Raw genomic sequence first — 22,187 nt, 5'->3', positions numbered from 1 at the left:
CCGGCCTGGCGCTTGCAGGCGGTCGCGTACTCGCTCAGGGCCTTGACCAGGGGCGCGCGCTCCTTCGGGGTGTCCGGCGTCTGGTCTACCGAGACGTACGGCAGGGGCTCGCCCTTGGGGCGGCAGTTCAGCGGAATCTGGCGTGGAACCCCGGGCGTTTACGCCCGGGAGGAAACGACAGCGCGGGAGAGCCTCCAGGCCCGAGCGGTGCCGTGACGGCCGGTTCATGTGAGCGGATCAGTTCGGCCGTTTTTGGTTTTCGATGTACTCCTTGATGATCGACAGTGGGGCGCCGCCACAGGAGGCGGCGAAGTAGGACGGGGACCAGAAGTGCCCGCCCCACAGATATTGACGCACGTGCGGACCGAACTCTTTGCGCAGGAGCCGGGCCGAGACGCCCTTAAGGGAGTTGACCAGGACCGACAGGGCCACTTTGGGCGGGTAGTGGACCAGCAGATGCACATGATCATGCTCGCCGTTGAACTCGACCAGGACGGCGCCGAAGTTGTCGCATACCTCGATCATGATGGCTTCACAGCGGCGCAGCATCTCGTCGGTGAACACGTTCCGCCGGTATTTGGGAGTGAAGACCAAATGGGCGTGGAGGCTGTAGACGACGGTGCGTCCCCTGCGGATATCGGGATTGGGTTCCCATCGCGGTGACATGGACCGAATGATAATGTGTTCGATTATGAGGCTGGTGGTGCAGGTGAAGCTCCTGCCTGCGCCCGAGCAGGCGACGGCGCTGGAGGCGACCCTGCGCGCGGTCAACACGGCCGCCTGCCAGGTCTCCCGCCAAGCCCATGAGCAGCGCACATTTCGCAACTACGACCTGCGCAAGCACACCTACACGCAGATCAAGGACGGGTACGGGCTGGCAGCCCAGGCCGCGCAGCACGTCATCAAGAAGGTCGCCGACGCCTACGCCACCCTGCATGCCAATATCCGGGCCGGGAACCTCGGCAAGGTGGGCTCTGCCCGCCGGGTACGGGCCGAATCCACGCCGATCGCCTTCCGCGCCGATGCCGCCCAGCCGTTCGATGATCGCTGCCTGTCCTGGCAGATCGACGCGCGGACGGTGTCGATCTGGTCGGTGGCCGGGAGGCTGAAGAACCTGAGGTTTACCGCGTCCGCCGAACAGCTCAAGACCCTGTCGGCACACCGCAAGGGCGAGTCCGATCTGGTCTACCGGGACGGCATGTGGTTCCTGATCGCGACCTGCGACATGCCCGCCCCCCGCATTAAGGCCCCGAATGCCTTCCTGGGGGTGGATCTGGGCATCGTCAACATCGCCACCACCAGCGACGGAGCCCGTCATTCCGGCAGGGCTCTGAACGCGGTTAGGCACCGCCAGCGCGAGCTACGCCGCCGCTTGCAGGCCAAGCGCACCAAGTCCGCCAAGCGGTTGCTCAAGCAGCGCCGCCGCAAAGAAGCGCGGTTCGCCGCCAACACCAATCATGTCATCGCCAAGCAGATCGTGACCGAGGCAGAACGCACCGGCTACGGCATCGCCCTGGAAGACCTCCAGGGCATCCGGGACCGGGTACGGCTTCGCAAGCCCCAGCGGGTCACGCTGCATTCCTGGAGCTTTCGCCAACTGGGTGGCTTCCTCAGCTACAAGGCGGCCCGGGCCGGGGTCGCTGTCATCCACGTCGATCCGGCTTTCACCTCCCAGCAGTGCTCGTCGTGTGGGCATGTGGACCGCAAGAACCGGCTCGATCAAGCCTCTTTCTCGTGTACGTCGTGCGGCTTCGCTGAGCACGCAGACGTCAACGCAGCCCGCAACATCGCCGCACGCGGCGAGACGGGCTGGGCAGTGAGTCACGCTGCCTGACGCGGACCGGATCGTCGAAGCCATCGACGGTGAGGAGCTGCAAGCTCGGTCGTTTACGGCCGAGAAGCTGACCGGAGAGCTTTTGCCGACGCCGCGCGGGTCGAAGGCGACGATGTCGTAGCGGGAGCGCAGCGAGTTGAACGGTTCGGGGTTCGAGATGAACGTCTCGACGCCCGAGACCCCGGGGCCGCCGTAGTTGACCACGAGCGAGCCGATCCGCCTGTCGGGGTGGCGCGCGGGGAGCCGGGCGAGCGCCAGGTCGATCGGGTGCTCCTGCGGGGCGGCGTGATCGAGCGGGACCTTGATGGTCGCGCACTCCATGTCGAGGCTGCCGGGACAGCGCGTCCACACCGGGCGCTGGGCTCGCAGGGCTTCGTCGGTCTGGGTGGTGAGGACCCCGTAGGCCCACCAGGCCAGTAGGCCGACGATGATCGCGGTCGGCAGGGCGGCGCGGATGAAGCGACGTAACAAGCGAGGCTCCTGGGGGGACTTCTGTCAGGGGGCGACGCCGATGCCACCGCTCCTCGACGGACCTTAGCGGAAGACTGGCGCTCCGAAAGATGACCAAAAAGCCGGAAAAACCGGGCTTTGTTCGATCTTCGGCGGAAGTCGGCGGAGTTTTGTCGATGCTCGCTCTTGATTTGCCGCATCGGTGATCTTATTGTCGCGACATGACCCCCCAGCCGGGCTCGGCCGGAGATGTGCTGACGTTGATCAGCGCAGGCTCGGCCACGACCCGTTCCGATCTAGCGCGGCTCACGGGCCTGGCCAGATCCACGATCTCCCAGCGCGTGGACGCGCTGATCGAGCGCGGGCTGGTCGAGGAGACCGAGAGCGGTGAGTCCACCGGCGGCCGGCCGCCGCGCCAGCTGCGCCTGCACACCGAGGACCACGCCTTCGCGGGGGTCGACCTGGGGGCCACCCACTGCCGGGTCGCGCTGATGGACATCTCGGGCGACGTGCTGGCCGAGTGCGAGGACTCGCTGCTGATCGGCGAGGGGCCGGAGAAAGTGCTCGCCCATGTGGACCAGCGCCTCGACCGGCTGCTCGGCGAGGTGGGCCGGCCGCGGTCGGCGCTGCGCGCCATAGGGGTCGGGGTGCCGGGGCCGGTGGAGTTCGCCACGGGACGGCCGAACAACCCGCCGATCATGCCGGGCTGGAACGACTACCCCATCCCCGAATACTTCGAGGGCGTGTCGGTGCTGGTCGACAACGACGTCAACGTGATGGCGCTCGGAGAGCACCGCCACTCGTTCCCGGGCGCCGGTCACCTGCTGTTCGTCAAGGTCGGCACGGGCATCGGCTGCGGCATCATGGCCGAGGGCAAGCTTCATCGGGGCGCCCAGGGTTCGGCCGGCGACATCGGGCACATCCGGGTCAGCGGCCACGAGGACGCGGGCTGCCGGTGCGGCAACAGCGCCTGCCTGGAGGCCGTGGCGGGCGGCGCCGCCATCGCGCGGCGGCTGAGCGAACTGGGCCTGCCGGCCGAGTCGGGAGCCGACGTCGTGGCGCTCGTGCAGGCGGGCAACACCCAGGCGCTGCGGCTGGTCAGGGAGGCCGGCCGGCTCATCGGCGAGGTGCTGGCCAGCCTGGTGAACTTCTTCAACCCCGAGGTCATCGTCATCGGCGGCGCGCTGTCGCGGGTGCACGAGCACCTGCTGGCCGGGATCAGGGAGACGGTCTACCGCAGGTCGCTCCCGCTGGCCACGCACCACCTGTCCATCACGCCGAGCCGTACGGGCATCAACGCGGCCGCGCTCGGGGCGGGGATCCTCGCCATCGAGCACTACCTCTCGCCGGAGAACATCAACCGGATCGTCAACGCCTGAAAGGGTCCCCCCGATGCTGGTCATGAAAGGCATCGTCAAGCAGTTTCCCGGAGTGCGCGCGCTGGACGGTGTCGATCTGGACGTACGGGCGGGCGAGGTGCACTGCCTGCTGGGCCAGAACGGCGCCGGCAAGTCCACCCTGATCAAGGTCCTGGCCGGGGTGCACCAGCCGGACGAGGGCACGATCGTCTTCAACGACAAGGAAGTGCGCCCGAGCAGCCCGATCGACGCCATCAGGCTCGGTTTCGCCACGATCTACCAGGAGCTCGACCTGGTCGACGGGCTCAGCGTGGCCGAGAACATCTTCCTCGGCCACGAGCACGCCCGCTTCGGCTTCGTCAACCGGGCGGCCGCCAGGCGCGCCGCCCGCGAGGTGCTCGAACGGCTCGGCCACGGGGAGATCCGCCCGTCGGTCGAGGTGGGGCGGCTGTCGCCGGCGGCCAAGCAGGTCGTGTCCATGGCCAGGGCGCTCTCCCACGACGCCCGCCTGATCATCATGGACGAGCCGTCCGCCGCCCTCGCCCACGACGAGGTCGCCAACCTCTTCCGCATCATCCGAGAGCTGACCGCCCAGGGCGTGGCCGTCGTCTACATCTCCCACCGCCTGGAGGAGATCCGCGAGATCGGCGACCGGGTCACCGTGCTGAAGGACGGCCGCACGGTCGCCGTCGGCCTGTCCGCGCGCGACACCCCCACCGGAGAGATCGTCTCCCTGATGACCGGCAGGAACGTCGAGTACGTCTTCCCGCCCCGGGCCGGCCGCTCGCCGGGCGAGGAGGTGCTCAAGGTCGAGAACCTGTCCTCGCCGGGCGTCTTCTCGGGCGTCTCGTTCTCCGTGCGGGCGGGCGAGATCGTCGGGCTGGCCGGGCTGGTCGGCTCGGGCCGCTCGGAGATCCTGGAGGCCGTGTACGGCGCCCGCCCCGCCTCGGGCCGCGTCCTGCTCGCCGGGGCCCCCGTGCGCCGCAGCGTCGTCGGCACCGTCAAGCGCGGCATGGGCCTGGCCCCCGAGGAACGCAAGGCCCAGGCCCTCCTCCTCGACCAGAGCGTCACCGCCAACATCACGCTGGGCAGCCTGCCGGACTTCGCCAGGTTCGGCTGGATGGACCGCAAGCGGGAGCGGGCCGAGGCCAAGCGCCTGGCGGAAATGCTGGACATCCGCCCACCCGACCCCGAACGCCCGATCAGGACGCTGTCCGGCGGCAACCAGCAGAAGGCCGTGCTCGCCCGCTGGCTGCTCGGCGGACGCAAGCTGCTCCTGCTCGACGAGCCGACCAGAGGCGTGGACGTGGGCGCCAGGGCCGAGCTGTACGCGGTGATCCGCGACCTGGCCGAGCAGGGGATCGGCGTGCTGCTGGTCTCCAGCGAGGTGCCCGAGGTGCTCGGCCTGGCCGACCGGGTGCTCGTGTTACGCGAGGGCACGGTCATCCACGAGGGCGCCGCCGCTGAACTCGACGAGCACCGCGTACTCGACATGATCATGAATGGGAGGGCGGCGTGATGAGCGAGCCCACAACCGACCGGCCGCTGGCGGGGGTGGGGGCGTCCCCGCCGGGCGGCTTCCGCTTCAGTTTCGGAGAGATGCGACATCTCGGGCTGCTGGCGGCCCTGGCGCTGCTGATCATCGTCGGCCTGGTCACCCGGCCGGAGAACTTCGCCACCGCCTCCAACCTCGTCAGCATCCTCTCCCTTGCCGCCACGATCGGCGTGATCACGGTCGGGGCCACGTTCGTGATCATCGGCGGCGGCATCGACCTGTCGGTCGGCGCGGTCATGGCGCTGGCCTCGGTCTGGGCCACGACGCTGGCCACGCAGTCGTACGGGCCGGTGGTGATGGCGATCTGCGCCATCCTCGTCGGCACCGGGGCGGGGCTGGTCAACGGGTTACTCATCGCCTACGGGCGACTGGTGCCGTTCATCGCCACGCTGGCCATGCTCGTCGCCGCCCGAGGGCTGGCGCAGCGCATGTCCGACCGCAAGACGCAGCTCATCCAGTCGGAAAACTCCGCCATCGTGGACCTGTCGACCACGCGCCTGCTGGGCATCCCGCTGCTGGTCTACATCTTCGCCCTGGTGGTGGTGCTCGGGTGGATCGTGCTCAACCGCACGACGTTCGGGCGGCGGACGTACGCGGTCGGGGGCAACCCCGAGGCGGCCAGGCTGGCCGGCATCGACGTGCGCAAGCACACGATGCTCCTCTACGCCCTGTCGGGGCTCTGCTGCGGCATCGCCGCGATCCTCATCATGGCGCGTACGACGACCGGCTCGTCCACCCACGGCGACCTGTACGAACTCGACGCCATCGCCGCCGTGATCATCGGCGGCACGCTCCTCACCGGGGGCCGGGGCACGATCGTGGGCTCGATCCTGGGCCTGCTGATCTTCACCCTCATCACGAACCTGTTCATTCTCAACGGGCTCAACACCAGCGACCAGCTGATCGCCAAGGGCCTGATCATCGTCGTCGCCGTCCTTCTCCAGCGGCGGAACCTGAAGGAGAGAGCACCATGAGTGAGAACGTCGCCCGCAGGGGATTCCTCGTCGGCGGAGCCGTACTCTTAGCGACGGGCTGCACCAGCAACGAGCCCGCCGCCGCGCCCAGCACCAGCGCGGCCCCCGCGCCCGCCCCCGCGGCCAGCGGGAACGACCAGCCGGGGGACAAGGTCACGATCGGCTTCTCGGCGCCCGCCGCCGACCACGGCTGGATCGCGGCCATCGCCAAGAACGCCGAGAGCGCCGCGAAGCAGTACTCGGACGTGGAGTTCAAGCCGGTCGAGCCGACGAACGACATCAACCAGCAGATCTCCGCGGTCGAGTCGCTCATCGCGGCCAAGGTGAGCGCGCTGGTCATCCTGCCCAACGACGGCCAGCAGCTGAACCAGGTCGCGCTCCAGGCCACCGCGGCCGGGATCCCGGTCATCAACCTCGACCGCGTCTTCCCCGACAAGCTGGCCTACCGGACCTGGATCGGCGGCGACAACTACGGCATGGGCGTCGCGGCCGGGCAGTACATCGGCAAGCAGCTCAAGGACAAGGGCGTCACCAACCCCGTCATCGTCGAGATCCAGGGCATCGCCACGCTGCCGCTGACGCAGGACCGCAGCAAGGGCTTCGCCGACGCGCTGAAGACGTTCGGGTTCAGCGTCACGGCCAAGCAGGACGCCAAGTTCACGGTCGAGACCGGCAACCAGGTTGCCACGTCGCTGCTCCAGGCGCACAAGAAGATCGACGCGCTCTGGAACCACGACGACGACCAGGGCGTCGGCGTGCTGGCCGCGATCAAGGAGGCCAACCGGAACGAGTTCATCATGGTCGGCGGCGCCGGGTCGCTGAACGCGATGAAGGAGATCCAGTCGGGCACCTCGGTGCTGAAGGCCACGGTCACCTACAGTCCGACGATGGCCTCCTCGGCGATCAAACTCGCACGTCTGATCGCGCAGGGGAAGGGCATGAGTGATCTGGTGGAGAACCAGGTTCCACAGTCAATCACTCTTGCATCCGAGACCATTACGAAGGACAACGTCGAGAAGTACCTGGCGCTCGGCTTCGAATCCTGATCGGGGGTTGCATGTCAGACAAGACCACCATCGGCGTGGGCATGATCGGCTACGCCTTCATGGGCCGCGTCCACTCCCAGGCCTGGCGCAGCGTCTCGGCCTTCTTCGACCTGCCCTTGGTACCTCGCATGGCGGTGCTCGGCGGCAGGTCGAAGGAGAGCACCGAGGCGGCCGCCGCACAGCTCGGCTGGGCCGACGTCGAGACGGACTGGAGGGAGCTGATCAAGCGCGACGACGTGCAGATCGTCGACATCTGCACGCCCGGTGACTCGCACGCCGAGATCGCCATCGCCGCGCTGCAGGCGGGCAAGCACGTGATCTGCGAGAAACCGCTGGCCAACACCGTCGAAGAGGCCGAGGCCATGGTCCGGGCCGCGCAGGCGGCGCCGTCCACGGTCAAGAGCATGGTGGCCTTCAACTACCGGCGGGTGCCCGCGATCGCGCTCGCCCGCCGGTACGTCGAGGAGGGCCGGATCGGCGAGGTCAGGCACGTACGGGCCGCGTACCTGCAGGACTGGATCGTCGACCCGGAGTTCCCGCTGGTCTGGCGGCTGCAGAAGGACAAGGCGGGCGCGGGCGCGCTGGGCGACATCGGCTCGCACATCGTGGACGCGGCCCAGTTCATCACCGGGCAGCAGGTGGTGGGCGTCTCCGCGCTGACGGAGACGTTCATCAAGGAACGCCCGATCGCCGCGGCGTCCTCGGGCCTGGAGGCCACCGGCACCGCCGACATGGGCGAGGTGACGGTGGACGACGCCGCCCTGTTCATCGGCCGGCTCTCGGGCGGCGGGCTGGCCTCGTTCGAGGCCACCCGGTTCGCCTTCGGCCGCAAGAACGCGATGCGCATCGAGATCAACGGCTCGCTCGGCAGCCTGGCGTTCGACTTCGAGGCCATGAACGAGCTGTGGTTCAGCTCCGACGGCGGCGGCTTCGAGCGGATCCTGGTCACCGAGCCCGACCACCCGTACGTGGGCGCCTGGTGGCCGCCCGGGCACGGGCTCGGCTACGAGCACACCTTCACCCACGAGATCAACGACTTCCTGGAGGCGATCGCCACCGGCGCCGACCCCTCGCCGTCGTTCGCCGACGGGCTGAGGGTGCAGCGGGTGCTGGAGGCGGTCGAGCGGAGCGCGGCTCAGGGCAGCCGCTACATGAACGTGGAGGACTGACACATGCGACCTGTCACCCTGTTCACAGGGCAGTGGGCCGACCTGCCGTTCGAGGAGGTGTGCCGGCTGGCGGCCGAATGGGGCTACGACGGGCTGGAGATCGCCTGCTCGGGCGACCACTTCGACGTGGCCCAGGCCGTGGCCGACCCGTCGTACGTGGAGCAGAAGCACGCCCAGCTCGACAAGCACGGCCTGAAGGTCTGGACCATCTCCAACCACCTGGTCGGGCAGGCGGTCTGCGACCTCATCGACGAGCGCCACAAGACCATCCTGCCCGCCCGCATCTGGGGCTCCGGCGACCCCGAGTCGGTACGCCAGGCGGCGGCGGAGGACATGAAGAACACCGCCCGCGCGGCCTCCCTGCTGGGCGTGGACACGGTGGTCGGCTTCACCGGGTCGTCGATCTGGCACACGGTCGCCATGTTCCCGCCGGTGCCCGCGTCGATGGTGGACGCCGGCTACCAGGACTTCGCCGACCGCTGGAACCCGATCCTCGACGTCTTCGACGAGGTCGGGGTGCGCTTCGCGCACGAGGTCCACCCGAGCGAGATCGCGTACGACTACTACACCACCGTGCGCACCCTGGAGGCCATCGGCCACCGTCCCGCCTTCGGCCTGAACTGGGACCCGTCCCACATGGTCTGGCAGGACCTGGACCCGGTCGGGTTCATCCTGGACTTCAAGGACCGGATCTACCACGTCGACTGCAAGGACACGCGCATGCGCGTGGGCGACGGCCGAAAGGGCCGCCTGTCCTCGCACCTGGCCTGGGCGGACATGCGCCGCGGCTGGGACTTCGTCTCGACGGGGCGGGGCGACGTGCCCTGGGAGGACTGCTTCCGGGCGCTGAACTCGATCGGGTACGAAGGGCCCATCTCGATCGAGTGGGAGGACGCGGGGATGGACCGGCTGGACGGGGCCAAGGAGGCGCTGGGCTACATCCGCAAGCTCAACGCCATCACCCCGCCGACCGCCGCCTTCGACGCCGCCTTCTCCACGACCTGACAGCACGGCCTTCCACAAGGGGGGCGCTGCGCGCCTCTGGCTTCCAGCCAGCGCCTCCCAAGGTCCTTTCGAATCCCAGCTCGCCATCCCACCCGTCGCCTGGTTACACGGTGGGCCGCGGGAGCCCGCCCCGAGGCGAGGGGCTCCCGCCCCTCGCGCACCCCGGCGTCGGCCGAGGGCGAAGTCGTCCTTTGATTGACCGTCGGAGAGGGCGACGGGGCTCCCACTGAGCGGAGAGGGAATGACGATCCCGGCATGGCTCAACCCCGCCCCGTAGCCATCAACCATGTCGGGCCGGCCGGTAGGTCAGCACCTGCGTGTGGCCGTCGAAGGTCCGGGCCTCGAGCAGTTCGAGGTCGAAGTCGTCCGCACCGTCGAAGATCCGGTCCACGCCGGTCGTCCCGGAGATCACGGGGAAGACCGTCACCTCGATGGTGTCGATCAGGCCGGCGTTCAGCAGCGCCCGGTTGAGCGTCAGGCTGCCGTGGGAGCGCAGCGGCACATCGGATTCGGCCTTGAGACGCGTGACCACCTCGACAGGATCGCCGGACTCGATGGTCGTGTCCGGCCACTCGAGCGGCTCGGTCAGCCGGCTGGAGAGCACCGTGACCGGGGAGTCGAACATGCGCGTGATCCACCCGTCCAACAGGCCCCGGTCGAAGCCTGCGTCAAGGAACGGCGCGTTCGACGAGTAGGTCTTGGCCCCGAGCACCATGCGCAGCGGGTCGCGGTAGGCGGCGGCGCGATACGCGAGGAATTCGGGGCCCTGCTTGCCCCAGTAGCCGCCCCAGTCGCCGTTGTGGTTGGCGAAGCCGTCAAGCGTGGAGAAGATGTCGAAGGTGTAAGTGGCGGTCATGGTGTCTCCTCGCGGGAAGTCGGTCGCGCGCGCCTTGTGGCGGCCTCACCCCTGCTACGAACACCACCGCCCCGATCCGACACGCCTCCCGGATTTCTTTCAGAACTTTTCCGGGCTCATCCGAGTGGTGCCCGCCCGTTCGCAGCGTTGAGTGCCTCAGCCGGGCCCGTACAGCCGGAGGTCGAGGTCCAGGCCGCCCAGCTTCTCCAGGATGAGCGCCCGCACCTCCGGCCACGCGAGCCCGCCGTGCCCGCACCCCAGGGGCGGGATCGCGACGCTGCCGAGGCGCAGCTCGGCCGGCAGCCGCGCCAGGTCGTCCAGCCCCGCGGCGATGTCCGGGAGCCTGGACTTCTGACGCCAGTGGCGTTTGGTCGGGAAGTTGAGCACCCAACGGTCGCCGTCGCCGAGCCGTACGGGGAAGACGTGCCCGATCCGCACGCGGCCGTCGGCGCACGCCTGCGCGTAGGCCGCGAACATCTCGGGGAACGCCCGCTTGAACTCCAGGGCGATCCCCTTGCCCATCACCCCGACCGTGTTGACCGCGTTGACGAGGGCTTGCGCGTCGTCCTGGAGCAGGTCGCCGGTGGTTTCCGTGATCAAGGATGCGCTCCCGCCGTTCGAGGTTCCCGACCACCAGAACTAGCGGGCGACCCCGACAAAAAAGTAGGGGCCGCCACGGCGGCCCCCACCGTTCGGAACGCGGTCAGTCCATGACGACGATCTGGCGGAGGACCTCGCCGCCCCGCAGCGCCGCCACCGCGTCGTTCAGGTCCGACAGGCGGATGCGGGCGCTGATCATCGACTCCAGGTCCAGCTTGCCGGCCTTGTGGAGCTTGGCGAAGTAGGGGAAGGCGTGGCGCACGTCCGCCTCCCCGTACAGGCTGGACAGCAGGTTCTTGCCCTCGAACAGCAGGCTGAACGCCGAGATCGACACCATGTCGTCCAGCGCGCCCGCCCCGACCACGATGACGTCGCCGCCCTGCCGGGTGATCTGCCAGGCGCTCTGGATCGTGGCCGCCTTGCCGACCACCTCGAAGCCGTAGTCGAAGCCGGCGCCGGCGGTGAGCTCGTTCACGGCGTCGGGGATCTGGTCCGGGGTGACGGCGTGCGTGGCGCCGACCTTCTTGGCCAGCTCGTGCTTGGACTCCAGCGGGTCGACCGCGAGGATCGTCCGGGCGCCGGACAGGCGGGCGCCCTGGATGACCGACAGGCCGACGCCGCCGCAGCCGATCACCGCGACCGTGGAGCCGGGGCGGACCTTCGCGGTGTTGATCGCGGCGCCCACGCCCGTGGTGATGCCGCAGCCGATCAGGGCCGCCGCCTCCCACGACACGTCCTCGTCGATCTTGATCGCGCCCTGCCACGGCACGACGATCTCCTCCGCCCAGGTGCCGCACCCGGCCATCCCGTACGCCGTCGCCCCGTCGCCGCCGAACCGGAAGTTGCCCTTGCTGAACGCCTCGACCACGTACTTGATGCACAGGTACGGCTGGCCGCCCAGGCACAGGTCGCACTCCTGGCAGCCGGGCCGCCAGTTGATGACCACGTGGTCGCCCGGCTTCAGCGAGGTGACGTGCTCGCCCACCTCGACCACCTCACCCGCGCCCTCGTGCCCGAGCACCAGCGGCACGGGCTGAGGCAGTACGCCGGTCATGGCCGACAGGTCCGAGTGGCAGACGCCCGTCGCCTTGATCCGTACGCGTACGTCCGCCGCCCCGACAGGGGCCAGGGTGACGTCGTCGCGGATGTCCAGCTTGTCGTTGCCTACGGCGTGCAGGATCGCGGCGCGCATGGGGTTCCTCCTCCGGCTGGTGCCTAGCGGGGCTATTCCTCGAGGGAAAGGGCGGCTTTGGGGCAGGACCTGACGGCGTGGCGGACGCGGTCCCGCATCTCGGGGGGTGGTTCTGGCAGCAGGATGTGGAGCTGGTCGTCGTCGTCCACCTCGAACACCTCCGGCGCGAGCCCCATGCACACGGCGTTGGCCTCGCAGACCAGCTCGTCGAACTTGACTCTCATGCGAGCCTCCTGTGATCCCATGAGACCACTTTGGTGTTCTCGACGATGTACGCAACTCGCTTTCGCCCGGTCTGCTCCACGTACGGGCGCAGCAGTTCGTCCGGCACGCCCGGGGTCATCCGGCGGGCGACCATCATCCCGACGTCCAGGACGCGGTCGCGGTCGTCCACCCGTTCGGCGTTCCCGTACACCAGGACGCCCCGCAGCTCGGCGTAGTCCTCGCCGGTCTCGATCAGGCAGCTCACGCGAGGGTCGCGGGCGAGATTGTGGGTTTTCTGGGCTTTCGCATAGGTCCAGAAGGTGATGCGTCCCTTGTCGAGCCCGTAGAACATGGTCACCAGGTGGGGTGTTCCGTCCGCGTTGATGGTGGCCAGCTGCAGCTTGCGCGAGCTCTCCAGGAAGGCGGTGACGTCGTCGTCCGACATGGCGATGCGAGCGCGCTGATTCACGTTGTAAGTAGAACAGGTTTCAGAACGGCCCTGCAAGGGTCCCCTGGAATGTTGTTCGGTTCGGCTAGGGTGCATGCCTATGACGATGCCGTCAGAGCTGCTCTACGCAGCGAAACACGCCAAGGGATTCATGCCGCACAACGAGGGCCTGGCCCTGTACGAGGCGGCCTGCCGATACGGGAAGCTGGGCCCGGTCTGCGAGATCGGCACGTACTGCGGGAAGTCGGCCGTCTATCTCGGCGCGGCGGCCAGGCAGGCCGGGTCGGTGGTCGTGACCGTGGACCATCATCGGGGCTCCGAGGAGATCCAGCCCGGGTGGGCCCACCATGACCCGACGCTGGTGGATCCCCGGTTCGGGAAGATGGACTCGCTGCCGACGTTCAGGGCCACGATCGCGGCCGCCGGTCTCGAGGACGAGGTGATCGCGATCGTGGGCCGGTCGGAGCAGGTCGCCGCGCTCTGGAGGACGCCTCTGGGGATGCTGTTCATCGACGGCGGGCACTCCGAGGAGCCGGTGACCCGCGACTACGAGGGCTGGGCGCCCCACGTCATGCCGGGCGGGGCGCTGGTCTTCCACGACATCTACCCCGATCCCGCCGACGGGGGGCAGGCGCCGTACCGGGTCTACCAGCGGGCGGTCCGGTCGGGCGCCTTCAGCGAGGTGTCGGTGGAGGGCTCGCTCCGGGTGCTGGAGCGCGTCGGCCCGGGAATCTAGGCCCGGGAATCCAGGCGTCGCCGGCAAGGGTCAGCAGCGGTGGCGGTGGGTCCAGGAGCGGCGGGTCTGCGACTGCCAACGCTGGAAGTCCTCGTGCGTGTGCGCCTCGTGCCCGAGCGCGAGCAGCGCCTGGTCCGTCCACGAGGCCGCCTCCTCGGGTTCGGCCCCGGCGAGGATCGGCACGGCCTGCGCCGTGTGGTCCGGGAGCGTCCCCGACCGCAGCCGGGCGGCGACGGCGAACGCGCACCCCTGGGCCAGATAGGCGCGGAACCCGTCGGCCCCGGCGTGCTCGGTCAGCCACCACAGCTCGTCGCTCTCGGCCCCGCCCGTGTACGTCGCCGCGAACCCGATCCCGCTCCACAGGTCGCCCCGCCGTCCCGCCGGATATCCACCGATCCTGGCGGCGACGTCGTCGGGCGCGGCGCAGTCGTGGTACCAGAGCAGCCGCCCCAGCCCCTGGTCGAACACCGCGCAGTGCGCCCTGGTCAGCAGGTCGGGCATCGTGCGCTCGCCCACCATGCGGTCGGCCCTGGCCAGGCTCCACTGGAACCCGAACCCGTCCACCGCCAGCCAGCGCAGCAGCGGATGGGCGCGCCGCGCGCCCCACAGCGGCCGCAGCCGCAGCAGGGCGTACCCGCGACCGGCGCCGACGTAGGCGGCGTGGCGATGATGCTGGGCGGGGCCGGTGAGTAGCTCGTGAAGGCGCCGGCCCCGCGTCAGCGTGAGCAGGTCGAGTACGGTGCTGGCGGCGGCCGCTCCTTCGTAGCCGAAGGGCCGCTGCTCAGCCGAGATTTCCTCGACCTTCTCGATCTCCCGGGACATCACCGCGTTGAAGCCGAAAACATACGACCTCTCCGCGTCGGTGAAGACGGCCCGGGAAGTTCCTCCTCTGAGCCGGAACCGCCGCCGACTCAGATCGGACTCCAGCGGATCCTTGGCCAGGAACCTCCGCAGCCCCCTCGCCCGGGACAGTGTCGGCTCGGTCCTGACCTGGTCCAAGAACGATGTTGTGCCCGTGTCGCCCACGCTTCCCCCGAAGACGCCTCGTACGAGTCACTCAGAAGCTAGTAAGCCCATTGCGTCGATCATCGGCGGCGCACCGGATTTCGGCGGCAAAGAACCCGCAAAAGCGCTTGTGCGAGGTGAAGTCAGGTCAGAGGTCGTCGCGGCGTACCAGGCCCGTGCCGGCGGCGCAGCCGCAGGTCTCCGGGTCGGACACCGACGTCCCCGCGATGTCCCTGAACAGCCCGGACCCCGGCGTCAGCCCCAGCAGCGCGTCCGCCGCGAGCACGGCGGCGGCGGCGGTGTAGCCGGATCGTTCGTTGGGGTAGTGCCTGCGGTTGGCGAACTGCCAGCCCGTCCAGTACGAGCCGTCCTCGTGCCGCAGATGCTGCACGTCCGCGAACAGCGTGACCGCCCGCTCCCGGTCTCCCAGCGCGTCGAGCGCCAGCACCAGCTCGCACGTCTCCGCGCCCGTCACCCACGGCTGGTCCGATACGCACCTGATCCCGAGCCCGGGCACCACGAACGTGGCCCACTCGCGCTCCAGCAGCTCGAACGCCTGCTGTCCGCGTACCGCGCCGCCGAGCACCGGGTAGTACCAGTCCATGGAGAAGCGGCTCTTGTCCGCGAACGCCTCGGAATGCGCCGCCAGCACGTGCGCCAGCCGGTCGGCGGCCAGCTCCCAGTGCGGCTGCGGGTCCTGCAGGTGCTCCGCGAGCAGCACGCCGCAGCGCAGCCCCTGGTGGACGGAGGAGCAGCCGGTGAGCAGCGCGAGCGTCGAGGCGACGCCGTGCCCGTCGCGCTCCCAGACGATCTCGCCCCGCTCGGTCTGGAGCCCCGCCACGTAGTCGAGCGCGGCCTTCACCATGGGCCAGTGTTCCTCGGTGAACGCCTGGTCGCCGGTCACGAGGTGGTGGTGCCAGAGCCCGGCGGCGACGTACGCGGCGTGGTTGGTCTCGCCACCCGGCTCCGTGGGCACGCCGTCGACCAGCTTCATCGGCCAGGAGCCGTCGGGGCGCTGGTGGCCGGCCAGCCACGCGTAGCCGCGCCGTACGGGATCGCCGAGCCCCGCGACGGACATGGCCATCAGGCACTCGACGTGGTTCCACGCGTCGACGTGGCCCTCCGGCCACGGCACGCCGCCGTCGTCCTGCTGGATCGCCGCGATGCTCTCAGCCGTCCGCACGACCTCCGCGTGGGAGATCATGGCTTCCTGACGTAGAGGACCACGCTCTTGCCGATGATCGGGTTGAGTACGGCCTCGGCGATCCTGGTCGCGGCCGGGCGCTTCATGATGTCCCAGACCAGCAGCTCGTGGTACGCCTTGGCGAGCGGGTTGTCGTCGTTGTTGACGCCGACGGCGCACTTGATCCACCAGTACGGCGCGTGCAGGCCGTGGGCGTGGTGGTGGGGGCCGATCTCGAACCCGATGGACTTCAGCTTCGCCGACAGCTCAGCCAACGTATAAATCCGGACATGCCCCCCGGGGGCCGTGTGGTAGTCCTCGTCCAGCGCCCAGCAGATCCGCTCCGGCAGGAAGCTCGGCACGGTCACGGCCGCCGTGCCGCCCGGCTTGAGCACGCGGAAGATCTCGCGCATGGCCGCCATGTCGTCCGGGATGTGCTCCAGCACCTCGGCCGCGATAATCCGGTCGAAGCTGCCGTCCTCGAACGGCATGTCCAGCGCCGTGCCCTGGACGATCTGCCCGCTCGCCCCCGGCGGCACCTCGCCCGCCTTGTCCATCGCCACGAACATGGCCGCCACGCCGTCCAGCTCCGCCTGGTCCATGTCGAACGCGATCACGTCCGCTCCCCGGCGCAGCACCTCGAAGGCGTGCCGGCCGCCGCCGCAGCCCAGGTCGAGCACGCGCACGCCGGGGCCGACGGGGAGCCGGGCGAAGTCGACGGTCAGCACTGGTCAGCCTCTCCTCTTGTGGTTCTCGATGGCCTCGAAGTACGCCTCGACGGTCCGCTTGGCCACGACGTGCCAGGTGTAGCGCTCCATGACGCGGTCGTATCCGGCCTGGCCCACGCGCTCGCGCTCCTCGGGGGAGTCGTGCAGGCGGCGCAGCACCGTGGCCAGCTCCTCGGGGTCGCCGGGGGCCACCTGGATGGCGGCGTCGCCCACGACCTCGGGCAGCGCTCCCGTACGGCTGGCCACCAGGGGAGTGCCGCAGGCCATGTGCTCGACGGCGGGCAGCGAGAAGCCCTCGTAGAGGGAGGGCACGACCGAGATCTCCGAGGTGGCGATCAGCTCGCCCAGCTCGTCGTCGGTGATGCCGTGCACGAACCGTACCCGGTCCTGCAGGGACAGCTCCTGGACGAGCTGCTCGGTCGGGCCGCCGGGGGTGGGCCGGCTGACGACGGTGAGGTGCACGTCGCGCTCGGTGGCCAGCTTCGCGACCGCCCGCAGCAGCGTCGCGACGCCCTTCATGGGCGAGTCCGCGCTGGCGACCGCCACGATCGAGCCCTTGCGCCTGGGCTTGTCCGGGCGCGGGTGGAAATAGCGGGTGTCGACGCCGAGGGGGATCAGGCGCATGTTCGCCTGGGGGACGTTGAAGTCGCGGTGGATGTCGGCCAGCGACGACTCGCTGACGGTCAGGATCGGGCTCAGGCGGGGCGCGACGCGCGACTGCATCTTCACGAACCCGTACCAGCGGCGCAGGCTCAGCCTCTTCCCGCCGGTGGCGGCCTCGAGCTCGATGCGGCGGTCGACGCTGATCGGGTGGTGGATGGTGCCGACCACGGGGAACATCCGCTGGATGCCCAGCAGGCCGTACCCGAGGGTCTGGTTGTCCTGCACGACGTCGAAGTCGCCGAGGCGCTTCTTCAGCTCGCGGTAGGCCCGCAGCGTGAACGTCAGCGGCTCGGGGAACCCCGCCGACCACATCGTCCCGACTTCCAGCCAGTCGATCCAGTCGCGGTATTCGTGCAGCTTGGGCGTCCTGAACGGGTCCTCGTCGCGATAGAGGTCGAGGCTGGGCACCTCGCGCAGGATGACGCCCTCGTCCAGCTCGGGATAGGGCTGGCCGGAGAACACCTCGACGTGGTGCCCCAACGCGACCAGTTCGCGGCTGAGGTGGCGTAGATAGACGCCCTGGCCCCCACAGGTCGGCTTGCTGCGGTAGGACAACAACGCGATCCGCAGCGTTCGCTCCCGCCGGGCTGGCTCTTCCACGGACACCCCTTTCTCCGCCGGTAGGGCCCTTGAGATGGGCGTGTACCGTGAAGATGACCTTAGTCCGAAAAGGCTACCATTCGGTAGGTCAGGTGGAATTGTTCACAATTACGGTTAAACGTCGTGCGAACTGCGACGTTGCTGTGACCGAGCGTGGTTCGGTGGAACGGGTTCTAGGTGGCTTGGTGCCCTGTCTGGGTGCTTAGCTGTACATTCCGTCCCAAACAGATTGCTATACGCGATAGCTGGAGGACCCTTGGCCAGGCGAGCTCTGATCACCGGCATCACCGGCCAGGACGGTTCTTACTTGGCGGAGCACCTGCTTGAGCAGGGGTACGAGGTGTGGGGGCTGGCGCGGGGGCAGGCGAACCCGCGGGTGTCCCGGATGCGCAAGCTGCTCTCCGACGTACAGGTGGTGCGGGGGGATCTGCTGGATCAGGGGTCCCTGATCTCGGCGGTGGAACGGGTTCAGCCGGACGAGGTGTACAACCTGGGGGCGATCTCGTTCGTGCCGATGTCGTGGGAGCAGGCGGAGCTCACGGCCGAGGTGACCGGGATGGGCGTGCTGCGCATGCTGGAGGCGATCCGGGTGTGCTCGGGGGCGTCGCGGGGCTCGGGCGCCTCCCGACAGATCCGCTTTTATCAGGCTTCGTCCTCTGAGATGTTCGGGCAGGTCAGCGAGACGCCGCAGAACGAGCGGACCGCCTTCCACCCGCGCTCGCCGTACGGGGTGGCCAAGGCGTACGGGCACTTCCTCACGCAGAACTACCGCGAGTCGTACGGGATGTTCGCCGTGTCCGGGATCCTGTTCAACCATGAGTCGCCGCGCCGGGGGGCCGAGTTCGTCACCAGGAAGGTGTCGCTGGGGGTGGCCCGGATCAAGCTGGGGCTGGCCACGGAGCTGCGGCTGGGGAACCTGGAGGCGCGGCGGGACTGGGGGTTCGCCGGCGACTACGTGAAGGCGATGCACCTGATGCTGCAGGCCGCCACTCCCGAGGACTACGTGATCGGGACCGGGCGGATGAAGTCGGTCAGGGAGCTGGTGGAGGCCGCGTTCACGGCCGCGGGGCTGGACTGGGAGCGGTACGTGGTGACGGACCAGACGCTGCACCGGCCGGCCGAGGTGGACCTGCTGTGCGCGGACCCGAAGAAGGCGCGGGCGCAGCTGGGGTGGGAGCCGGGCGTGTCGTTCGACGAGCTGGTGACGATGATGGTCGAGTCGGATCTGCGGCTGCTCACCGACGGCGGCGATCCCGACCAGGACAGCTCCTGGCCGTGACCGCTATGCCCCGGTGATGGCCTGGCGGTAGGCGCCCGGGGTCAGGCCGAAGTAGCGGGTGAACCAGCGGGTCAGGTGGCTCTGGTCGGCGAAGCCCGTCTCGGTGGCCACCTCGCTGATCGCAGTGCCGCCGGAGATCAGCGTACGGGCCGCCCTGAGCCGTAGTTGCCGCTGGTAGTCGCTGGGGGACAGCCCGTACTCCGCGTGGAAGGCCCGGTAGACCGCGTAGCGGCTGGCACCCGTGGCCCTCGCCAGGTCGTCGCTCGTGAGGTCGTCGCCGAGGCGGTCATGGAGGAGCTCCCTGGCCTGCCGCGCCACCCGCACCGACCTTCCCGGCCTGCCGTCCGGGCGGACCGGGGCCGTCGCGGCCCGCCGTACGATCGCCGCGACCGTGGCGGTGAGCAACTCGTCGCGCCGCAGAGCCGTCGCGTCGTCGCTCAGGAGCGCCCCGTGCAGCGAGCGCAGCGCCTCCGCCAGGACGGGATCCTCGACCACGGGCTCGGCGAACAGGGGCAGGCCCAGACGGCGGCCCGTCGTGTCCGTCAGGGCGTCCGACACGAGCTCCGGGCCGATGTGGACGATCCGGTACGTGAAGCCGTGCACGTTCGTGGCGTGGCCGTCGTGGGGGTCCTCCGGGTTGAACGCCATGACCATGCCCGCCGAGCTCGTGTGGGCCGAGCCGCGGCAGGTGAACGACTGCGCGCCGGTCTCCGTGACCCCGAACGAGTACGTCTCGTGGCTGTGCCGGTGGTAGACGTGCCGTTCGAAGTGGGCATGCATGGCCTCCAGCGGCCGGTCGGGCGACCGCCAGTATCGGGACCAGTCATGCACCATCACCCTTCCATTGTCCCCGGCCCCATTGACAAACCAAATTTTTACATAAAGGATTGTTTTTGCAATGAGAGAAGTCCTGTACCTCGAAGAGATCGAGCAGGCCGAGGCCCTGCTCAAGCCGCAGCGCGTGGAGGTGCTGCGGCAACTGGCCGAGCCGCGTACGTGCTCGGAGATCGCCGAACGGCTCGGCCAGACGCCGCAGCGGGTCTACTACCACGTCAAACGACTGGTCGAGGCGGGCCTCGTGGACCTCGTGTCCGAGCGCAAGGTACGCGGGATCCACGAGGGCATCTACCAGGCCGGCGCGCGGTCGTACTGGCTGTCGCCCCGGCTGGTGGGCCGGATCGGGCTCCGCAAGGCGCGTGACGAGCTGAGCCTCGGTTACCTGCTGGATCTCATGGAGGAGGTCCAGTCGGACATCGCGGCGCTCGACAGGAGCGCGCCCGAGTTGCCGTCGGTCGGGTTGTCGGGGGAGATCCATGTGCGTCCTGAGCGGCGCCAGGAGTTCCTGGACGATCTGCAGACGATGCTGCGGGAGCTGTTCACGCGGTACGGCGGGGCGGAGGGGGACGCGTTCAAGCTCGCGGTCGCCTGCTACCCGAAGGCCGCCGACGACAGCCCTGCAAACCACCCCGAAACCAACACCCCTCCTCCGCCGGCCTCGCCGACTTCACCAGCTTCACCAACGGGCCCACCTGCCGCCGCTCCCTCGCCACCGACGGACCGGCCCGACGCCGACTCTTCGGCCGCCATCGACCAGTCCGACCCCGCCTCTACGGCCGCCATCGATCAGCCCGACCTCGCCTCTACGGCACCCACGGACCGGCCGGGCCCTGACGCCGCTCCACCCCGCAGTCGCCAAAGGAGAAGATGACCATGACCGAGCCCATGACGTTTCGTGCCCGCATCCAGGCGCCTCTCAAGGACGTGCGCCACGCGCTCACCGACCCGGCCGCGCTGCGGATCTGGCTGGCCGAGCACGCCGAGGTGGAGCTGCCCGACCGGTTCGGGTTCTGGGGGCGTACCACGCCTGAGGGGGACGCGCCGCACCAGCGGCTGCTGCACGCGGACGAGCGCACGGTGCGCTTCGCCTGGCTGCTGGACGGCGAGGAGACGACCACCGAGTTCCGGCTGGAGGAGGACGGGGACGCGACCGTCCTGTCGCTGTCGCAGACGCACTTCGATTTCCAGGACGTCATCACGGGCAAGAGCATCCGGGGCGTGCTGCAGACGTACTGGTGCCTGGCCATCGCCAACCTGGCCGAACACCTCGAGGGGCGCGAGCTCACACCCAAGATCGACTTCTCCTCCGCGGACCTGCGGGCCCAGGTCACGATCGACGCTTCGCCGTCTCAGGTGTTCGAGTCGCTGATCGACTCCGAGACCGTGACGAAGTGGTTCGGGTACCCGATCGAGATCGAGCCGCACGTGGGCGGGCGCTTCGCGATGGGCGGCCTGGCCAACGACCCCAGCCCGGCCAAGGTGCTGGAGCTTGAGCCCGACCGCAAGTTCTCCCTGGACTGGGGCGGCCCGGGAGTCGGCACGTGGGAGCTGGAGGGCTCCGGTGGGAAGACCCGGCTGACGCTGGTGCAGAGCGGGTTCGACGCGGAACGTCCGCCGTACGCGGCGTGGGGCGGGATCATGTCGGGGGTCGCGGAGCTGCGGCGCTACCACGAGGTGCCGGACTGGCAGCCGGTCATCATGGCCTGACACCACCGCACCAGCGTTCAAGACACGGCGGGGGCGGGATGTGGAGACTCGTGGCCATGCGTTTCGACACCAAGATCGGCATCGTGGTCCGCGCGGATTTGGCCGCATGGCAGAAGCTCAACGTCACCGCCTTCCTGTCCAGCGCGGTGGCGGGCGGGGTGCCGGGGCTCATGGGGGAGCCGTACGAGGACGGGTCCGGCAATTCATACCTGCCGATGCTCCGGCAGCCCGTGCTGGTCTACACGGCTGACCTGGAGGGGCTCCGAGGCGTCCAGGAGAAGGCGATGGGACGGGAGATGGACGTGGCCGTCTACATCGAGGAGATGTTCAAGACGGGACACGACGCGGACAACCGAGCGGCGGTGCGGGCGGTGGAGGCCGACGAACTGGCGCTGGTGGGGGTGGCGATCCACGGACCGAAGAACGGCGTGGACAAGGTCCTGAAGGGCCTCGCCCTACACCCCTGACCCAGAACCACCACCGCGCTCTCCCCAACTCCAGCACCACGGGCGGCCGAACCCTCGCGCACAGCGGCCACCACGCTTTCAGCAGCCCCAGCACCACGGGTGGCCAAAGCCTCCGCCGCGCCTCCCGCCGCACGCTCTCACCCACACCACTGCCCGCCCCCTCCTGACCGCTACTCGCGGTCGTGCCTCCGCGCTGGCGGTCGTGCCTCCGCGCTGGCGGTCGTGCCTCCGCGCTGGCGGTCGTGCCTCCGCGCTGGCGGTCGTGCCTCCGCGCTGGCGGTCGTGCCTCCG

General features: G+C 69.3%; 23 protein-coding genes. 12 read left to right on the top strand and 11 right to left on the bottom strand.

What is annotated here, in order from left to right; genetic code table 11:
* Positions 1 to 237 precede the first annotated feature (237 nt).
* Positions 238 to 666: an IS200/IS605 family transposase gene (tnpA, locus tag ABZS69_RS49210; RefSeq protein ID WP_355386406.1), complete on the bottom strand. Its 429-nt coding sequence runs from the start codon at positions 664 to 666 to the stop codon at positions 238 to 240.
* 25 nt (positions 667 to 691) lie between these two features.
* Between tnpA and ABZS69_RS49205 the strand changes: the two genes are divergently transcribed.
* The 7 genes from ABZS69_RS49205 to ABZS69_RS49175 all read left to right on the top strand — a co-directional run bounded on the left by ABZS69_RS49205 (position 692) and on the right by ABZS69_RS49175 (position 9,391).
* The gene (locus tag ABZS69_RS49205) at positions 692 to 1,834 is read left to right on the top strand and encodes a transposase (RefSeq protein WP_355386403.1); all 1,143 of its coding nucleotides are present in this window, start codon (positions 692 to 694) and stop codon (positions 1,832 to 1,834) included.
* A gap of 671 nt (positions 1,835 to 2,505) precedes the next feature.
* Complete coding sequence (locus ABZS69_RS49200) at positions 2,506 to 3,663, top strand: ROK family transcriptional regulator (protein ID WP_355386400.1); 1,158 nt, start codon at positions 2,506 to 2,508, stop codon at positions 3,661 to 3,663.
* 13 nt (positions 3,664 to 3,676) lie between these two features.
* Positions 3,677 to 5,161 (top strand): sugar ABC transporter ATP-binding protein, encoded by a 1,485-nt coding sequence (locus ABZS69_RS49195; RefSeq protein WP_355386397.1) that lies wholly within the window; start codon positions 3,677 to 3,679, stop codon positions 5,159 to 5,161.
* Positions 5,161 to 6,171 (top strand): ABC transporter permease, encoded by a 1,011-nt coding sequence (locus tag ABZS69_RS49190; protein ID WP_355386394.1) that lies wholly within the window; start codon positions 5,161 to 5,163, stop codon positions 6,169 to 6,171. Before ABZS69_RS49195 ends, ABZS69_RS49190 begins: the two co-directional genes overlap by 1 nt.
* A complete protein-coding gene (locus ABZS69_RS49185) occupies positions 6,168 to 7,217 on the top strand; it encodes an ABC transporter substrate-binding protein (protein WP_355386391.1) in 1,050 nt (349 codons plus the stop codon). The genes ABZS69_RS49190 and ABZS69_RS49185 overlap by 4 nt, the downstream gene beginning before the upstream one ends.
* An 11-nt stretch (positions 7,218 to 7,228) precedes the next feature.
* Positions 7,229 to 8,386 carry a Gfo/Idh/MocA family oxidoreductase gene (locus tag ABZS69_RS49180; RefSeq protein WP_355386388.1) on the top strand — a complete coding sequence of 386 codons (1,158 nt, stop codon included), beginning with the start codon at positions 7,229 to 7,231 and terminating at the stop codon, positions 8,384 to 8,386.
* Between the two features lie 3 nt (positions 8,387 to 8,389).
* Positions 8,390 to 9,391, top strand: coding sequence for a sugar phosphate isomerase/epimerase family protein (locus tag ABZS69_RS49175; RefSeq protein ID WP_355386385.1), 1,002 nt, complete (start codon positions 8,390 to 8,392; stop codon positions 9,389 to 9,391).
* Between the two features lie 280 nt (positions 9,392 to 9,671).
* Here ABZS69_RS49175 and ABZS69_RS49170 read toward each other — a convergent pair whose 3' ends face one another.
* From ABZS69_RS49170 to ABZS69_RS49150, 5 genes are all read right to left on the bottom strand, one after another.
* Entirely contained in the window at positions 9,672 to 10,247 is a 576-nt protein-coding gene (locus tag ABZS69_RS49170) for a dihydrofolate reductase family protein (RefSeq protein WP_355386382.1), read from the bottom strand.
* 156 nt (positions 10,248 to 10,403) lie between these two features.
* Positions 10,404 to 10,847 carry a macro domain-containing protein gene (locus ABZS69_RS49165; protein WP_355386379.1) on the bottom strand — a complete coding sequence of 148 codons (444 nt, stop codon included), beginning with the start codon at positions 10,845 to 10,847 and terminating at the stop codon, positions 10,404 to 10,406.
* Positions 10,848 to 10,950: 103 nt separating this feature from the next.
* Positions 10,951 to 12,039, bottom strand: a complete 1,089-nt coding sequence (locus ABZS69_RS49160) for a Zn-dependent alcohol dehydrogenase (RefSeq protein ID WP_355386376.1) — start codon at positions 12,037 to 12,039, stop codon at positions 10,951 to 10,953.
* Positions 12,040 to 12,071: 32 nt separating this feature from the next.
* On the bottom strand, positions 12,072 to 12,263 hold the full coding sequence (locus ABZS69_RS49155) for a ferredoxin (protein ID WP_355386373.1): 192 nt from the start codon (positions 12,261 to 12,263) through the stop codon (positions 12,072 to 12,074).
* Positions 12,260 to 12,712 carry a pyridoxamine 5'-phosphate oxidase family protein gene (locus tag ABZS69_RS49150; protein ID WP_355386370.1) on the bottom strand — a complete coding sequence of 151 codons (453 nt, stop codon included), beginning with the start codon at positions 12,710 to 12,712 and terminating at the stop codon, positions 12,260 to 12,262. Before ABZS69_RS49150 ends, ABZS69_RS49155 begins: the two co-directional genes overlap by 4 nt.
* Before the next feature lie 85 nt (positions 12,713 to 12,797).
* Between ABZS69_RS49150 and ABZS69_RS49145 the strand changes: the two genes are divergently transcribed.
* The gene (locus ABZS69_RS49145; protein ID WP_355386633.1) at positions 12,798 to 13,427 is read left to right on the top strand and encodes a class I SAM-dependent methyltransferase; all 630 of its coding nucleotides are present in this window, start codon (positions 12,798 to 12,800) and stop codon (positions 13,425 to 13,427) included.
* A 30-nt stretch (positions 13,428 to 13,457) separates the two neighbouring features.
* On the opposite strand, the gene ABZS69_RS49140 is transcribed toward ABZS69_RS49145, so the two are convergent.
* The 4 genes from ABZS69_RS49140 to ABZS69_RS49125 form a co-directional block, all read right to left on the bottom strand.
* Complete coding sequence (locus tag ABZS69_RS49140; RefSeq protein ID WP_355386368.1) at positions 13,458 to 14,426, bottom strand: DUF1702 family protein; 969 nt, start codon at positions 14,424 to 14,426, stop codon at positions 13,458 to 13,460.
* Between the two features lie 154 nt (positions 14,427 to 14,580).
* Complete coding sequence (locus ABZS69_RS49135; protein WP_355386365.1) at positions 14,581 to 15,636, bottom strand: prenyltransferase; 1,056 nt, start codon at positions 15,634 to 15,636, stop codon at positions 14,581 to 14,583.
* A complete protein-coding gene (locus ABZS69_RS49130; protein WP_355386362.1) occupies positions 15,633 to 16,343 on the bottom strand; it encodes a methyltransferase domain-containing protein in 711 nt (236 codons plus the stop codon). Before ABZS69_RS49130 ends, ABZS69_RS49135 begins: the two co-directional genes overlap by 4 nt.
* Positions 16,344 to 16,346: 3 nt before the next feature.
* Positions 16,347 to 17,606: a glycosyltransferase family 4 protein gene (locus tag ABZS69_RS49125; protein ID WP_355386359.1), complete on the bottom strand. Its 1,260-nt coding sequence runs from the start codon at positions 17,604 to 17,606 to the stop codon at positions 16,347 to 16,349.
* A gap of 256 nt (positions 17,607 to 17,862) precedes the next feature.
* On the opposite strand from ABZS69_RS49125, the gene ABZS69_RS49120 reads away from it, so the two are divergent.
* A complete protein-coding gene (locus ABZS69_RS49120; RefSeq protein WP_355386356.1) occupies positions 17,863 to 18,885 on the top strand; it encodes a GDP-mannose 4,6-dehydratase in 1,023 nt (340 codons plus the stop codon).
* 3 nt (positions 18,886 to 18,888) lie between these two features.
* On the opposite strand, the gene ABZS69_RS49115 is transcribed toward ABZS69_RS49120, so the two are convergent.
* A complete protein-coding gene (locus ABZS69_RS49115; protein ID WP_355386630.1) occupies positions 18,889 to 19,719 on the bottom strand; it encodes an AraC family transcriptional regulator in 831 nt (276 codons plus the stop codon).
* A gap of 64 nt (positions 19,720 to 19,783) precedes the next feature.
* On the opposite strand from ABZS69_RS49115, the gene ABZS69_RS49110 reads away from it, so the two are divergent.
* The 3 genes from ABZS69_RS49110 to ABZS69_RS49100 are packed head-to-tail and all read left to right on the top strand — an operon-like array spanning position 19,784 to position 21,896.
* The gene (locus tag ABZS69_RS49110; protein WP_355386353.1) at positions 19,784 to 20,593 is read left to right on the top strand and encodes a helix-turn-helix domain-containing protein; all 810 of its coding nucleotides are present in this window, start codon (positions 19,784 to 19,786) and stop codon (positions 20,591 to 20,593) included.
* Positions 20,594 to 20,595: 2 nt separating this feature from the next.
* Positions 20,596 to 21,429, top strand: coding sequence for an SRPBCC domain-containing protein (locus tag ABZS69_RS49105; RefSeq protein WP_355386350.1), 834 nt, complete (start codon positions 20,596 to 20,598; stop codon positions 21,427 to 21,429).
* A 56-nt stretch (positions 21,430 to 21,485) separates the two neighbouring features.
* The gene (locus ABZS69_RS49100) at positions 21,486 to 21,896 is read left to right on the top strand and encodes a DUF2000 domain-containing protein (protein ID WP_355386347.1); all 411 of its coding nucleotides are present in this window, start codon (positions 21,486 to 21,488) and stop codon (positions 21,894 to 21,896) included.
* Positions 21,897 to 22,187: the final 291 nt, after the last annotated feature.

Origin of the sequence: Nonomuraea sp. NPDC005650 (assembly GCF_040605375.1) — a bacterium.
GTDB lineage: Bacteria > Actinomycetota > Actinomycetes > Streptosporangiales > Streptosporangiaceae > Nonomuraea.
This window is presented reverse-complemented; position numbering and strand designations above follow the sequence as displayed.